Raw genomic sequence first — 14162 nt, forward strand, 5'->3', positions numbered from 1 at the left:
GGAAACCGGCGCCCCCCGCACCGCGTCAGGTCAGCTGCATCTCGAATGGCCGCAGTCGGCGCAGGTCATGCAGCCTTCGACCATCTTCATGGCATAGCTGCCGCACGACGGGCAGGCCGGCCCGCGCGGGCGTTCGCCCACCCGCACCGCCTCGGCCTTGGGGTCGGACTTCAGCCCCAGCCCTTCGCCGGCGATGAAACCGATGGCCACAAGGTGCCGTTCGATCACGCCGCCGATCGCCGCGAGGATCGAAGGGATATAGCGCCCGTCCATCCAGGCGCCGCCGCGCGGGTCGAACACGGCCTTCAGTTCCTCGACGACAAAGGACACATCGCCCCCGCGGCGGAACACGGCCGAGATCATCCGCGTCAGCGCGACGGTCCAGGCGAAATGTTCCATGTTCTTGGAGTTGATGAACACCTCGAACGGCCGGCGGTGGCCGGCGACGACGATATCGTTGATGGTGATGTAAAGCGCGTGTTCGCTGTCGGGCCATTTCAGCTTGTAGGTCGCCCCTTCCAGCGCGGCGGGCCGGTCCAGCGGTTCGGACAGATACACCACCTCGGCCCCTTGCGCGCTGCTGGCGCGGAGCTGATCGGGTGCCTCGGCCGGCACCTTGTCCGAGCTTTCCGAAACGCTCAGCACCGAGCCGGTCACGTCATTGGGCCGATAGGTGGTGCAGCCCTTGCACCCCATGTCCCAGGCCGCGAGGTAGACATCCTTGAAGGCATCGAAGGAAATGTCCTCGGGGCAGTTGATGGTTTTCGAAATGCTGCTGTCCACCCACTTCTGCGCCGCGGCCTGCATGCGCACATGGTCCAGCGGCGGCAAGGTCTGGGCGTTGACGAAATAGTCCGGCAAGGGCGCATCGCCGTGCAGGCGCCGCCACAGCGCCACGGCGTAATCCACCACCTCCTCCTCGCTGCGGCTGCCGTCGGGTTGCAGCACCTTGCGGGTATAGGCATAGGCGAACACCGGCTCGATGCCCGACGACACGTTGCCGGCATAAAGGCTGATGGTGCCCGTGGGCGCGATCGAGGTGAGCAGTGCGTTGCGGATGCCGTGGGTGCGGATCGCCTCGCGCACATCCGCATCCATGTTGCGCATGTTGCCCGAGGCAAGGAACCTTTCGGCATCGAACAGCGGAAACGGCCCCTTTTCGCGCGCCAGATCGACCGAGGCCAGATAGGCCGCGCGGGCAATCGCCTTCATCCAGGCTTCGGTCTGGGCCACCGCGGCATCCGAACCATAGCGCAGCCCCATCATCAGCAGCGCATCGGCCAGCCCGGTCACCCCAAGGCCGATGCGGCGCTTGGCGCGCGCCTCCTCGGCCTGTTGCGGCAGCGGAAAGCGGCTGGCATCGACCACGTTGTCCATCATCCGCACCGACACCCGCACCAGCGCATCCAGAGCGGCCGGGTCCAGCCTGGCCCGGGGGGTGAAGGGCTCGGTCACCAGCCGCGCAAGGTTGACCGACCCCAGCAGGCAGGCGCCATAAGGCGGCAAGGGCTGTTCGCCGCAAGGGTTGGTGGCGGCGATGGTTTCGCAATAGGCCAGGTTGTTGGCCTTGTTGATACGGTCGATGAAGATCACGCCCGGCTCGGCGTAATCGTAGGTCGCGCGCATGATGCGGTTCCACAGGTCGCGCGCCTGCACGGTGCGGTAAACCCTGCCGCCGAACTGCAATTCCCACGGGCCATCGGTCTTGACCGCGTCCATGAAGGCATCGGTCACCAGCACGCTGAGGTTGAACATGCGCAGGCGGGCCGGATCCTGCTTGGCGGTGATGAAGGCGTCGATGTCGGGGTGGTCGCAGCGCAGCGTGGCCATCATCGCGCCGCGGCGGCTGCCGGCCGACATGATGGTGCGGCACATCGCATCCCAGACATCCATGAAGCTCAGTGGCCCGCTGGCATCGGCGGCCACGCCCTTCACCTCGGCCCCGCGCGGGCGGATGGTGGAAAAATCGTAACCGATGCCGCCGCCTTGCTGCATCGTCAGCGCGGCTTCCTTGAGCATGTCGAAGATGCCGGCCATGCTGTCGGGGATGGTGCCCATGACAAAGCAGTTGAACAGCGTCACGCTGCGCCCGGTGCCGGCGCCGGCGGTGATGCGCCCGGCCGGCAGATAGCGGAAATCCTCCAGCGCGGAATAGAATTGCTGTTCCCAATGCGCCGGGTCGGCCTCGACCTCGGCCAGCGCGCGGGCGATGCGGCGCCAGGTGTCTTCGACGGTGCCGTCCACCGGGGTGCCGTCGGCCTCTTTCAGCCGGTATTTCATGTCCCAGATCTGCGCGGCGATGGGGGCGTCGAAACGGCTCATGCATGGTCCTCGGGCGGGGGCGGAAGGGCGAGGATAGTGCGCTGCCCCGGTCGGGTCAACCGCGGGCGGCTTTCTCACCATCGCGTGAGGGCCGATGGCGGCGGGCTGACAGGCGGGCAAACCGCGTTACCCTCGGCAAAAGCCGCCTGCCCTGCCCTGCCTTGCGGAGGACCGATGCGCCTGTCTGCCCTTGCCATGACGATCCCGCTGGCGGCCCTGCCCGCCGCCGCCCAGGTGCCCGGCGCGGTGGGCACGCGCATTCCCAGCCATTGCATCGCGCTGGCCCAGGCGCCGGGGCTGGAGGTGGTGCACCGCGCGGCCTTCGGCCAACCCATCGCGCAGGATCGGGTGCGCATCAGCTTTCTGCACCACGCGATGTTCCTGATCGAAACGCCCGGCGGGCTGACGGCGGTGACCGACTATACCGGGATGCTGGGCTCGGCCGACCACGTGCCCACCGTGGTCACCATGAACAACAGCCACAGCACCCATTGGACCGCAAACCCCGACCCGCGCATTCCGCATGTGCTGGAAGGCTGGGGCACGGCCGACGATCCGCAGAACCACGACCTCGACCTTGGCGAAATGCGGGTGCGCAACGTGCATACCGACACGCGCGGCGGCTGGGAAGGCGGCGGTCGGCGCAACGGCAACTCGGTCTTCGTGTTCGAGGCGGCGGGCCTGTGCATCGGGCATCTTGGTCACCTGCACCACGAACCCGACGAGGCGCAATATGCCGCGCTGGGGCGGCTGGATGTGGTGATGGTGCCGGTGGACGGCGGCTACACCATGGGCCTGCCCGAGATGATGCGGGTCATCAGCCGGCTGAAATCCTCGGTCGTGCTGCCGATGCACTGGTTTTCGGGCACCGCGCTGGAATTGTTCCTGCAAGGCATGAAGGACGAGTTCGACGTGGTGCGGCTGGACCAGAACCACATCGAACTGGGGCTGCGCGACCTGCCGGGGCGCCCCACCATCATCGCGCTGCAACCGCAGATGCTGCGCTGAGCGCGCGCCGCCGTCAGTCGGTGCGGTCGCGGCTGAAGGCATAGGCCAGGCACCCGGCCGCCAGCACCAGCGCGAAAAACCCGAACAGCGTGGCAAAGGCGGCTTCCGGCGGGGCGCCCGGCGCGCGGGCTGCATCGTACACCCGGCCCGACAGCATCTGGAACAGTCCGACCCCGCCGATGGCGAACAGGTTGCACAGCGTCACCCCCCGCCCCACCAGATGCGGCGGAAAGAACGCGCGGCCATGCGCCATCAAGAGCGGGAACGACATGCCGAAGCACCCTACGGCCGCAAGCAGCAGCATCGCGGCCAGATAGCCCGGCGCCGGCCAGACCCACAGCACCGCAAGACAGGCCACCCCGATCAGGTTGCCCCACAGCACGACGCCCTTGCGGGTGCCGAACACCCGGTCCATCGGGCCATAGGCAAAGTTGCCCACCACCATCGCCAGCCCCATCGCCAGCGTCAGCGCACCGATGCCGGCGGCATCCAGCCCCAGCACCTGCGCGCCATAAGGCCCGACCCACAGGCCCCGGATGGCCCCCGAAGGCGCATAGTTGACCAGCAGCATGGCAAACACCGCCCACATCGCCGGCCGCATCAGGATCTCGCGCATGCCGCCCGGGCCTTCGGGCGCCGGGGCGGGCGGCGGATCCTGCACGGTGCGCCACAGCACCAGCGCCACCACCAGCGTCAGCGCGCACAGCGCCCAGACCGTGCCGCGCCAGCCGAAGGCCTCGACCGCCAGCGACAAGGGCAGCGCCGCCCCGAGGTTGCCCATGCTCCCCACCCCGATCAGCACGCCTGCCAGCGTGCCGAACACCGCCGGCGGATAGGTGCGCGCAAAGATGTAGAAGGCCGACATCAGCACCGGCGCGCAGCCGATGCCGATCAGCGCCATCGCCAGGCTGATGGCGCCGGGCGTGGTCGCGCCGGCGAACACCGCCGTGCCCCCCGCCCCGCCGATCGCCAACAGCACGGCCACGGTCCGGCGCGGGCCAACCCGGTCCAGCGCATAGCCGACCGGGATCTGCGCCAGCGCAAAGATCAGGAACCACAGACCCGAGGCATCGGCCAGTTGCACCGGGGTCGCCCCCAGATCGGCCTGCAAGGCCGGCGACAGCACCGCCAGAAACGCCCTGTAGAACTGGCTGAGCACATAGCCCACCACCAGCGCGGCAATGCCGAGCCTCATGTCACGGTCTCCTCCCCGGTTCGCGGCGCGACTGTGCCGGGGTCGTCTGCGGGTTGCAAGGGCCCGCAGGCGCGAGGGCGCGCGTTCAGTGCCCGTGGCGGGCCAGCCAATCCTTCATCCAGGCGATTTCGGCTTCCTGCGCGGCAATCACCGCTTCGGCCAGCTTGCGCACCTCGGGATCCTTGCCGTGCTCCAGCACGATGCGCGCCATGTCCACCGCGCCCTGATGGTGCGGGATCATGCCGCGGATGAAATCCACGTCGGCATCGCCGGTGTATTCGATGGCCATGCCGCCGTGCATGCGGTCGTTGGCGGCCATGAAGGCGCCGGTCGAAGGCGCCTCGGTCATTGCGGCGGCGTGGCTGCCATGCCCGGAATGTCCAGTGCCCTGGGCGGCAACCGGCGCGGCCAGCGCAAGAAGGGCGGCAAAGGCGATGCGGATCATGCGATGTCTCCTGCTGCAAGTCGTTCTGCTGCGTGATGCGGCCTTCCAGTTGCAGGAAGGCAAGTCACGCCCGCGTGAGGCGGCGCGCCTCGGCCAGCGCCTCGGGCAAGGCCGCGGCCAGCGCGGCCAGATCGGCCTCGGTGCCGCAGCTGATGCGGATGCAGCGGTCGTGGGGGGCCACGAAGGGCATGCGCACGAAGACGCCGCGCGCCACCAGCCCGGCCAGCACCGCCCGCGCCAGCGCGCCATCGCCGCCGCAATCCACCGTCACGAAGTTGGTGGCCGAGGCCAGCGGCACCAGACCGTTCGCACGGGCAATGGCGCCGATGCGCGCGCGCGCCGCCACCACCTCGGCCCGCACATGCGCAAGCCAGGCGCGGTCCTGCAAGGCCGCCAGCGCCCCGGCCTGCGCCACGCGCCCGATGCCGAAATGGTTGCGCACCTTGTCGAAGGCGGCGATCAGCCCCGGCGCGGCCAGCGCATAGCCCACCCGCAACCCGGCGAGGCCATGCCCCTTGGAAAAGGTCCGCAACCGGATCACCCGCGGGTCATCGGGGTCGATCTCGGCGGCGGTGCCTTCGGGTGCGAGGTCCACATAAGCCTCGTCCAGCGCCAGCAGGCAGCCATCGGGCACCGCCGCGACCATCGCCGCGATGGTCGCGCCATCGTGCCAGCTGCCCATCGGGTTGTCGGGGTTGGCCAGATAAACCAGTTTGGCCCCCACCTCGGCCGCGCGCGCGACCAGGGCGACGGGGTCTTCGTGATCGCCGCGATAGGGCACCTTGTGCAGCACGCCGCCAAAGCCCGCGACATGGAAGTTGAAGGTCGGATAGGCCCCGTCCGAAGTGACCACCGCATCGCCCGGCGCCACCAGCAGCCGCACCAGATTGCCCAGGATACCGTCGATGCCCTCGCCCACCAGCACATGCGCCGGGCTGACACCATGCTGCGCGGCAATCGCCGCACGCAGGTCGAAGACTTCGGGGTCGCCATACATCCAGGCATCGGCCGCCGCCGCCGCCATCGCCGCCACCGCCGCAGGCGACGGGCCGAAGCGGCTTTCGTTCGCGCCAAGCCGCGCGGCAAAAGGCGCCCCCCGCGCGCGTTCCTGCGCCTCGGGCCCGACAAAGGGCACCGAGGCAGGCAACCCCGCCACCAGATCCGTGTATCGCGGCCCGCGCATCGGCCCCTCCCTTGCCTGACTTCGACGAAAAACTGCCCCCGGCCGCCGCGTCAAGGGGGCGCGAGGGCCCCCCGCGCCCGCCGCCCGCCCCCGCCTTTCCACCGCCGGTGCACCCAGAACCATTGTTCCGGGTGCCGGCGCACCAGCGCCTCGAGCGAATCGTTCAGCGCCTGGGTCATCGCTTCGGGCGTGCTCGGCGGGATCGGCGCCTCGACCACGATGTCGAAGCCCAGGCCATCGGGGCGCCGCACGCCATAGGTGGGCACCAGAAGCGCATCGTATTTCAGCGCCAGTTCCGCCGCCGACAGCGCCGTGCGGGCCTCGACCCCGAAAAACTCCAGCAATGCGCCGTGATCCATGTTGTGATCGACCAGCATCCCCACCATGCCGCCCGACCGCAAGTGCCGCACCAGCGCGCCCAGGCCCTTGGCCCCCCGCGGGAACAAGGGCTGGCCGATGCGCCCGATCGCCGCCTCGTAGATGCGGTTGAAGCTCGCGTTCTTCATCGGCATGTAGAGCGCGCCGACCCGGTAGCCCCGCGCCACCAGCGCGGCGCGCGAGGCATCGTAATTGCCGAAATGGCCGGTCACCAGCACCACCGGCCGCCCGGCGGCATGGGCGGCCTCCAGCGCCGCCACCCCCGGCCCGGTCGGCGGTATGGCGGCCGCGCGGGCAATGAACTCTGGCCCGGAAAAGATCTCGATCACCGTGCGCCCCACGCTGTCGGGCACCTCGCGGCACAGCCGATCCACCTCGGCGGGGGGCAACTCGGGCCAGGCCAGCGCAAGATTGGCCCGGATGCGCGCCGGCCAGCCCGCCAGCGGCGCCACCAGCCGCGCCACCAGCCAGCCGAACAGCGGCACCCGCCAGCGATAGGGCAAGGCCAGCGCCAGGCCGATCAGCCCGCGCACGATCCCCGTCTGCACCCTGTCGCGCCAAACCGATGCCATTTCGCTATCTGCCCCGTCGCGCCCCGCGCGTCTCGCGGTGCCAGACATACAGCCCCGCCGCCACGATCACCAGCGCGCCCAGCACCGTCCAGCCGTCGGGCACCTCGTCGAACAGCGCAACCCCCCAGACCGAGGCGAACAGCAACCCGACATAGCCGAACGGCGCAATCACCGCCGCCTCGGCCAGCGCATAGGCCCGGATCAGGCAGAACTGCGCCGCCGCCCCCAACAGCCCGAGCCCGACGAAGCGGGCCAGATCCCCGGCCGCCACCGGCTCCCAGACAAAGGGCACCAGCGCACTGGTCACCGCCGTGCCCAGAAGCGCGGTGTAGAACAGCGCGGTCATCACCGGCTCGTCCGAACCGACCTTGCGCGTGATGATCGCATAGCCGGCATAGCACACCGCCGCCCCCACCGGCAGCAAGGCCGCCGGCTGAAACACCCCGATCCCCGGCCGGATGATGATGAGCGCCCCGATCAGCGCCACCCCCACCCCCGCCAGGCGCCGCGGCCCCAGGCGTTCGCCCAGAAACGCCCAGGCGCCCAGCGTGATCAGCACCGGCGCGATTTCCATGATCGCCGTCGCCTCGGCCAGCCCGATATGCGCCAGCGCCGAAAAGAACAGCGCCGTCGCCCCGAACTGGAACACCGACCGCGCCGCATGCGCCCCCGGATAGCGCGTGACGAACCCTTGCCGCCCGCGCGGCAACAGCAGCAGGCCCACGATGGCCGTCTGCCCGGCATAGCGCGCCCAGACCAGCTGCACCGCCGGATAGTCGGGCACCAGCGCCTTGGCCAGCGCATCGAGCCCGCTGAACAGCAGCGCCGTCAGCAGCGCCAGCCCGATGCCGGCCGCGGCAGGCGAAAGCCGCGCCACCCCGCCCTAGCCCCGCGCCAGCGGGCGCAGGTCCAGCATGCGGTGAAAGGCAAAGCCGTAGCCCGTCACATCCGCCCGCATTGCCACGTCCAGCGTCGGATGCCACAGCAGGATCAGCGGCAGATCCTGCTTGGCCAGCGCGATCATCCGCGCGACATCGGCCTCGTAGGCGGCACGGTCGGTTTCGTGGCGGGTGCGTTCGACCAGGGTTGCGAATTCGGCATTGCGGTAGCTGCCGAAGTTCCAGCGCGTCTCGCCGTTGTAGAAGATGCGGAAGAAGTAATCCGGGTCGGCCAGAAAGGCGATGGAGCCTTCGAAGAAGAAGGGCACCGTCTTTTCCTGCAACCGCGTGCCCAACTGGCCGGCCGGCACCTTCTCGATTTCCACCGTGATGCCGATCTGCGCCAGCGCCTCCTGCAGCAGAATGGCCACCGGCTCGGCCACCGCCGCCTGCCCCAGATCGAAGGCAAAGGGCACCGTCACCGGCCCCACCCCCGATTCCGCCATCAAGGCACGCGCGCGGTCAAGGTCGGTGACATAGCCCATCGGCTGCGGAAAGCGCAGACCCGCCGCCGGATCGTCGCCCCACAGCGGCTGGCCGCGGCCGTGCAAGGCGGCGGCGAACATCGCGTCATAGGGCAGCGCTGCGGCAATCGCCGCGCGCACCTTGGGGTTGTCGAAAGGCGCGGTCTGCGTGTTCATCCCGATGAACTGGAAGGCCTGGGTCGGCACGCCGGCCACCTTCACACCGTCCAGCGCCGCGATGCGCGCCACATCGCGCGGCGCCACATCCTGCATCACATCGGCCTCGCCGCGCGCCAGCGCCGCGATGCGGGTTTCCGCCTCGGGCACCACCTGCCACAGCACCCGCTCCAGCGCCGGGCGCGGGCCCGACCGCCAGGCGTCGAACCGTTCGAACACCACCCGCTCGCCCAAGGTGGCCTCGGCCACCCGGAACGCGCCGCCCCCCGCCGGATTGGCCTGCAACCACTTCATCGCAAAGGGGTCGTCGGCGGTGGCATGGCGCCTGGCCAGCTCCGAGTTGACGATGATCGGATAGGTCAGCGCCAGGTTGGGCAAGGCAAAACGGTCGGGTTGCGGCAGGTCGATGCGGATGGTCCGCGCATCCAGCACCACGAACTGCGCCGGGTCGGTCATCGACCCGCTGGCGAACTGCGCCTTGCCGATGGGGCTCGACACCACCCGGTCCAGCGACCACTTCACATCCGCCGCCGTGACCGGCGCCCCATCGTGAAAGGTTGCCCCTTCGCGCAGCACCAGGGTAATCGCGCGGCCATCGTCCGAAACGGTCCAGCTTTCGGCCAGCTCGCCTTCCAGCGCGTAGTAATCGAAGGTCGCGGTGCCGTCGCCCCTGTCCTTCCAGCCAAAGCGCAGCAGCCGGTCGTAGACGTTCCAGGAAATCTGGATCGACTGCCGGTTCAGCCCCGGGGAAAAACTGTCGAAACTGTTCGGGCCCGCCTCGGACAGCACACGCAACTGCCCGGCCGGCGTTGCGGCGCGCGCAAAGGGCGCGGGCAGCAACCCGGCAGCAGCGGCGGCGGCAAGAAACTGGCGGCGGTTCATGGGGGTTCCTCCTTGGCAGGGTCCGGTTCGCGCCGCCTTCCTACCTGCGGCAGCGCAGCATGAAAAGCCCCCCGGGGGCCGCCTCAGACCCCGCGCGCCAGCGCCGCAACCCCGGTCCGCGCGATCTCGCGCAGACCCAGGGGGCGCATCAGCTCGGCAAAGGCGTCGATCTTTTCCGGCGCGCCCGTCATCTCGAAGACAAAGCTTTCCAGCGTGCTGTCCACGACATTGGCCCGGAAAATCTCGGCCAGCCGCAACGCCTCGATGCGCAGCTCGCCCTTGCCCGCCACCTTCAGAAGCGCCAGCTCGCGCTGCACGCTGGGGCCTTCGACCGTCAGGTCGTGCACATCGTGCACCGGCACCATCCGCGCCAGCTGCGCCTTGATCTGCTCGATCACCTGCGGCGTGCCGCGGGTGACGATGGTGATGCGGCTGCGGTGCCCGGTATGGTCCACCTCGGCCACGGTCAGGCTGTCGATGTTGTAGCCGCGCCCCGAAAACAGCCCGATCACCCGCGCCAGCACCCCGGATTCGTTGTCCACGATCACGGCCAGCGTGTGGCTTTCGATCACCTCGGCATGCGGGTCGCGCAGGTCATAGGCGGAATGGCTCGTCGAGCCCTGCTTGATATTGAGCGGCGACATCGCCTCTCCCTTCATTTTCTGTCGAAAAATATCCTCGGGGGTTTCTCAAGGGGGTGGAAAACCCCCTTGAGGCGGGGGTGCGGGGGCGGCAGCCCCCGCCGCCCCGCTCAGACCAGCACGGCGCCGCCGGCCTGGATCACCCCTTGCGTTTCCGCCTCGCCCAGCAGCATCTCGTTGTGCGGCTTGCCCGACGGGATCATCGGGAAGCAGTTCTCGTGCTTTTCCACCAGACAGTCGAAGATCACCGGCCCGTCATAGGCCAGCATCTCGCGGATGGCGTCGTCCAGGTCGGCGGGGTCCGACACCTTGATCCCCTTGCACCCGAAGGCCTCGGCCAGCTTCACGAAATCGGGCAGGCTCTCGCTCCACGAATGGCTGTAGCGTTCGCCGTGCAGCAGCTCCTGCCACTGGCGCACCATGCCGAGCCGCTCGTTGTTCAGGATGAACTGCTTGACCGGCGCCCGGAACTGAATCGCGGTGCCCATCTCCTGCATGTTCATCAACCACGAGGCTTCGCCCGCCACGTTGATGACCAGCGCGTCGGGGTGGGCGATCTGCACGCCGATCGAGGCCGGCAGCCCGTAGCCCATCGTCCCCAGCCCGCCCGATGTCAGCCAGCGGTTCGGCTGGTCGAAGCCCAGGAACTGCGCGGCCCACATCTGGTGCTGGCCCACCTCGGTGGCGATGTAGCGCTTGGGGTGGTGCCTGGTCAGCGCTTCCAGCCGCTGCAACGCGTATTGCGGCTTGATGACCTTGTCGGAATTGCGGAACGCCAGACAATCGACCTTGCGCCACTCGTCGATCTGCGCCCACCACTTCGCCAGCGCGGCCTTGTTGGTCTTGCGCCCGCGCGCCTTCCAGATGCGCAGCGCATCTTCCAGCACGTGGCCCACATCGCCCAGGATCGGCACATCGACCCGGATCACCTTGTTGATGCTCGATGCGTCGATGTCGATGTGCACCTTGCGGCTGCCGGGGCTGAAATCCTTGATGCGCCCCGTGATGCGGTCGTCGAACCGCGCGCCGACGTTGATCATCAGGTCGCAGCCGTGCATCGCCAGGTTGGCCTCGTAAAGCCCGTGCATCCCCAGCATGCCGATCCAGTGCTTGCCGCTGGCCGGATAGGCGCCCAGACCCATCAGCGTCGAGGTGATCGGGAACCCCGTCGCCTCGACGAATTCGCGCAACAGCTGGCTGGCGCCCGGCCCCGAGTTGATGACGCCGCCCCCGGTGTAGAAGATCGGGCGTTCGGCGGTTTCCATCATCTCGACCATGCGGGTGATGGCCTCGATATCGCCTTTCAGCTTCGGCTGGTAATGCCCGACGCGGGCCTGCCGCGGTTCGGTATAGACGGCTTCGGCGAACTGCACGTCCTTCGGAATGTCGATCAGCACCGGGCCGGGGCGGCCCGAGGTTGCCACATGGAAGGCCTGATGGATGGTTTCCGACAGTTTCGCGGTATCCTTCACCAGCCAGTTCATCTTGGTGATCGGCCGGGTGATGCCCACGGTATCGGCCTCCTGGAAGCCGTCGGTGCCGATCATGAAGGTGGGCACCTGCCCGGTCAGCACCACCAGCGGGATGCTGTCCATCAGCGCGTCCACGATGCCCGTCACCGCATTGGTCGCGCCCGGGCCCGAGGTCACCAGCACCACGCCCGGCTTGCCGGTAGACCGGGCATAGCCTTCGGCCATGTGCACCGCCCCCTGTTCATGGCGCACGAGCACGTGGCGGATATCGTTCTGCTGGAAGATTTCGTCGTAAATCGGAAGCACGGCGCCGCCGGGATAGCCGAAGACAACCTCGACCCCCTGATCCTTCAGGGCCTGCACCACCATCTTCGCACCCGTCATCATCCGCGACATCTGATCCTCGCTTGTCCCGACCGCGCAACAAAAAGCCCCCGAACTTCGGGGGCGCATGGAAGGTGACCTGGCATCCGTCACCGGCCCATGCGCCACGTCCCCGAAATTACGACAAGAGCAACCACGTTCCTGCCTCCTGTTGCGATGCGGCGGACATTATGCCTGCCGCCGCGTAGCGTCAACCGCGAAAGGCGGGAAAAAAGTGTCGCATAGCCGGAAAAACTTGAAGTTTTGTTGCGCCGGGCGATATTGCGGCGAAATCTTTGCGAAAGTGCCGGGTGCGAAATGGGCAAAGGCGGGGGTGTGCCCCCGCCTTTGCCGATCTTTCGGTCCTGCGTGGCGAAGGGCTCAGAACCATTCCAACGGATCGTAGATCGTGATCGCGTTTTCCACCGCGGCCAGAACGGTGGCGTTCAGCGTCAGCGTGTTGCCGTTGCCGAAGTCGAAGACCACCCTGGTGCCGACCTGGGTCGCCAGGGCAAAGGCATCGGCGGCGGTCGCGGCAAGGTCGCTGCTGAAATACAGCCGGTCGGATTGCTGGGCCTTGAAGTCCTGCACGGTATCGGCGCCCATGAAGGTGCCAAAGACGAACACGTCTGCCCCCGCGCCACCGTTCAGCGTGTCGTTGCCTTCGCCGCCGAACAGCGTGTCGTTGCCGTTGCCGCCGCGCAGGATGTCGTTGCCCAACCCGCCATACATCCGGTCGGCCCCGGCGGCGCCGTCGATCACGTCGTCGCCATCGTCGCCGAACACGAGGTCATCGCCATCGTTGCCGTTCAGCATGTCGTTTTCGCTACCGCCGAACAGCGTGTCGTTGCCCGACCCGCCATTCAGCCGGTCGTTCCCGGCGTCGCCATAAAGCAGGTCGTCTTCGGTGCCGCCGTCCAGCCGGTCGTTGCCGTCGCCGCCGAACAGCGTGTCGTCCTGCGAACCGCCGCTCAGCTTGTCGTCATCACTCCCGCCATACAGCAGGTCGGCACCCCCCGCGCCGATCAACGAGTCGAGGCCGTTGCCACCGAACAGGACGTCGTTGCCGTTGCCCCCGTCCAGCGTGTCGCGGCCGTCGTCGCCGTAAAGATAGTCGAGGCCATCGCCCCCGATCAGCCGGTCGTTGCCACTGCCGCCGAACAGCACGTCGCTGCCGGCCGCGCCGTTCAGCAGGTCGGCGTCGGCGCCACCGTAAAGCGTATCGTTGCCGACCCCGCCATCCAGCGAATCGGCCCCTGCACCGCCGGACAACACGTCATCCCCCTCCTGCCCCAGCAGGGTGTCGTTGCCCCCCAGCCCCTGCAGCAGGTCATTGCCGGTGCCGCCATGCACCCAGTCGGCCCCGCTGGTGCCCACAAGGCTGTCGTTCCCTTGCCCCAGGTCCAGCGGCTGCAGGCTCCAGTCGTCGAGGCCATCGACGCCGACCACGCTGTCGTCCTGCGAGGTGCCGGCAAAGGTCTGCGCCTTGGAGACGTCCAGCAGGGTCTGGGTGAACTGCCCCCGCGGGCCGAACAACGAGGCCGCCGCCCCGATGATCGACGTGGTCGCGGTCACCGTCGCCATGAAGGCGGTGAAATCGGCCGGCGAGGCAATGGTGGGCAGCGCGGCCCCGGCGAGCGCGTAGTAATGCGTCTGGTTCGATGCGGTCTGGATCGCCAGGACCGTGGTCTGCTTGCCGCCGCCCCAGGTCCAGCGGCCGATCGAAGCCACCGAGTCGAGATCGACGCGCAGGGTGTTGTTCAGCACCACCGATTGCAGCTTGGCATCGGGCGGCAGCGACAACGTGATCGAGGAGAAGGCACCCGCAACCGGGGCATCCATCGTGTACTGGAAGCGGAAGTATTCCGAGGTGGTCCACTTCATCGAGCTGGTCTGAAACCCGGTTGCGGCACCCGAAAGGTTCGTGGCGATGCGGAAACCGGAAAAGCTGTGGGTGGTCATGTCCTGTCCCTTATTCCTTTGGTCCCGCGGCCTTGCGGGGGGCAAGCGTGGTGAACGACAGGTTTTTTGCAGGGGGATTATGTCCCGATTAGGGCAGCACGGCGGTATTCTGCAGATCGTCCGGCCCCAAGTAAAAAAGACCGAAACGCAGGCCGGCCGA

Annotated in this window: 11 protein-coding genes; 1 reads left to right on the plus strand and 10 read right to left on the minus strand. The window is 68.2% G+C overall.

Annotated features, from left to right (window positions below):
- Positions 1-30: 30 nt before the first annotated feature.
- A complete protein-coding gene (locus ACK4S2_RS06530) occupies positions 31-2322 on the minus strand; it encodes an adenosylcobalamin-dependent ribonucleoside-diphosphate reductase (RefSeq protein WP_409621810.1) in 2292 nt (763 codons plus the stop codon).
- Positions 2323-2496: 174 nt separating this feature from the next.
- On the opposite strand from ACK4S2_RS06530, the gene ACK4S2_RS06535 reads away from it, so the two are divergent.
- Entirely contained in the window at positions 2497-3330 is an 834-nt protein-coding gene (locus tag ACK4S2_RS06535) for an MBL fold metallo-hydrolase (protein WP_409621813.1), read from the plus strand.
- Between the two features lie 13 nt (positions 3331-3343).
- Here ACK4S2_RS06535 and ACK4S2_RS06540 read toward each other — a convergent pair whose 3' ends face one another.
- The 9 genes from ACK4S2_RS06540 to ACK4S2_RS06580 all read right to left on the minus strand — a co-directional run bounded on the left by ACK4S2_RS06540 (position 3344) and on the right by ACK4S2_RS06580 (position 14002).
- Positions 3344-4525 carry an MFS transporter gene (locus ACK4S2_RS06540; RefSeq protein ID WP_409621816.1) on the minus strand — a complete coding sequence of 394 codons (1182 nt, stop codon included), beginning with the start codon at positions 4523-4525 and terminating at the stop codon, positions 3344-3346.
- Positions 4526-4610: 85 nt separating this feature from the next.
- The gene (locus ACK4S2_RS06545; RefSeq protein WP_409621819.1) at positions 4611-4970 is read right to left on the minus strand and encodes a DUF305 domain-containing protein; all 360 of its coding nucleotides are present in this window, start codon (positions 4968-4970) and stop codon (positions 4611-4613) included.
- A 64-nt stretch (positions 4971-5034) separates the two neighbouring features.
- The gene (locus ACK4S2_RS06550; protein ID WP_409621822.1) at positions 5035-6153 is read right to left on the minus strand and encodes a pyridoxal phosphate-dependent aminotransferase; all 1119 of its coding nucleotides are present in this window, start codon (positions 6151-6153) and stop codon (positions 5035-5037) included.
- 50 nt (positions 6154-6203) lie between these two features.
- Complete coding sequence (locus ACK4S2_RS06555) at positions 6204-7103, minus strand: lysophospholipid acyltransferase family protein (RefSeq protein WP_409621825.1); 900 nt, start codon at positions 7101-7103, stop codon at positions 6204-6206.
- A 4-nt stretch (positions 7104-7107) separates the two neighbouring features.
- Positions 7108-7980 carry a DMT family transporter gene (locus tag ACK4S2_RS06560; protein WP_409621828.1) on the minus strand — a complete coding sequence of 291 codons (873 nt, stop codon included), beginning with the start codon at positions 7978-7980 and terminating at the stop codon, positions 7108-7110.
- Positions 7981-7986: 6 nt separating this feature from the next.
- On the minus strand, positions 7987-9564 hold the full coding sequence (locus ACK4S2_RS06565; RefSeq protein ID WP_409621831.1) for an ABC transporter substrate-binding protein: 1578 nt from the start codon (positions 9562-9564) through the stop codon (positions 7987-7989).
- An 83-nt stretch (positions 9565-9647) separates the two neighbouring features.
- The gene (gene ilvN, locus ACK4S2_RS06570) at positions 9648-10208 is read right to left on the minus strand and encodes an acetolactate synthase small subunit (RefSeq protein WP_409621834.1); all 561 of its coding nucleotides are present in this window, start codon (positions 10206-10208) and stop codon (positions 9648-9650) included.
- 107 nt (positions 10209-10315) lie between these two features.
- Entirely contained in the window at positions 10316-12073 is a 1758-nt protein-coding gene (locus ACK4S2_RS06575; RefSeq protein WP_409621837.1) for an acetolactate synthase 3 large subunit, read from the minus strand.
- Positions 12074-12421: 348 nt separating this feature from the next.
- Positions 12422-14002, minus strand: a complete 1581-nt coding sequence (locus ACK4S2_RS06580) for a calcium-binding protein (protein WP_409621840.1) — start codon at positions 14000-14002, stop codon at positions 12422-12424.
- Positions 14003-14162: the final 160 nt, after the last annotated feature.

It is taken from the genome of Gemmobacter sp., assembly GCF_046292685.1.
Taxonomy (GTDB): Bacteria; Pseudomonadota; Alphaproteobacteria; order Rhodobacterales; family Rhodobacteraceae; genus Wagnerdoeblera.

Excerpts from the sequence above, each read along its gene's own strand:
- ACK4S2_RS06530 (WP_409621810.1), bottom strand. The coding sequence starts at position 2,322 with ATGAGCCGTTTCGACGCCCCCATCGCCGCGCAGATCTGGGACATGAAA.
- ACK4S2_RS06535 (WP_409621813.1), top strand. The coding sequence starts at position 2,497 with ATGCGCCTGTCTGCCCTTGCCATGACGATCCCGCTGGCGGCCCTGCCC.
- ACK4S2_RS06540 (WP_409621816.1), bottom strand. The coding sequence starts at position 4,525 with ATGAGGCTCGGCATTGCCGCGCTGGTGGTGGGCTATGTGCTCAGCCAG.
- ACK4S2_RS06545 (WP_409621819.1), bottom strand. The coding sequence starts at position 4,970 with ATGATCCGCATCGCCTTTGCCGCCCTTCTTGCGCTGGCCGCGCCGGTT.
- ACK4S2_RS06550 (WP_409621822.1), bottom strand. The coding sequence starts at position 6,153 with ATGCGCGGGCCGCGATACACGGATCTGGTGGCGGGGTTGCCTGCCTCG.
- ACK4S2_RS06555 (WP_409621825.1), bottom strand. The coding sequence starts at position 7,103 with ATGGCATCGGTTTGGCGCGACAGGGTGCAGACGGGGATCGTGCGCGGG.
- ACK4S2_RS06565 (WP_409621831.1), bottom strand. The coding sequence starts at position 9,564 with ATGAACCGCCGCCAGTTTCTTGCCGCCGCCGCTGCTGCCGGGTTGCTG.
- ilvN (WP_409621834.1), bottom strand. The coding sequence starts at position 10,208 with ATGTCGCCGCTCAATATCAAGCAGGGCTCGACGAGCCATTCCGCCTAT.
- ACK4S2_RS06575 (WP_409621837.1), bottom strand. The coding sequence starts at position 12,073 with ATGTCGCGGATGATGACGGGTGCGAAGATGGTGGTGCAGGCCCTGAAG.
- ACK4S2_RS06580 (WP_409621840.1), bottom strand. The coding sequence starts at position 14,002 with ATGACCACCCACAGCTTTTCCGGTTTCCGCATCGCCACGAACCTTTCG.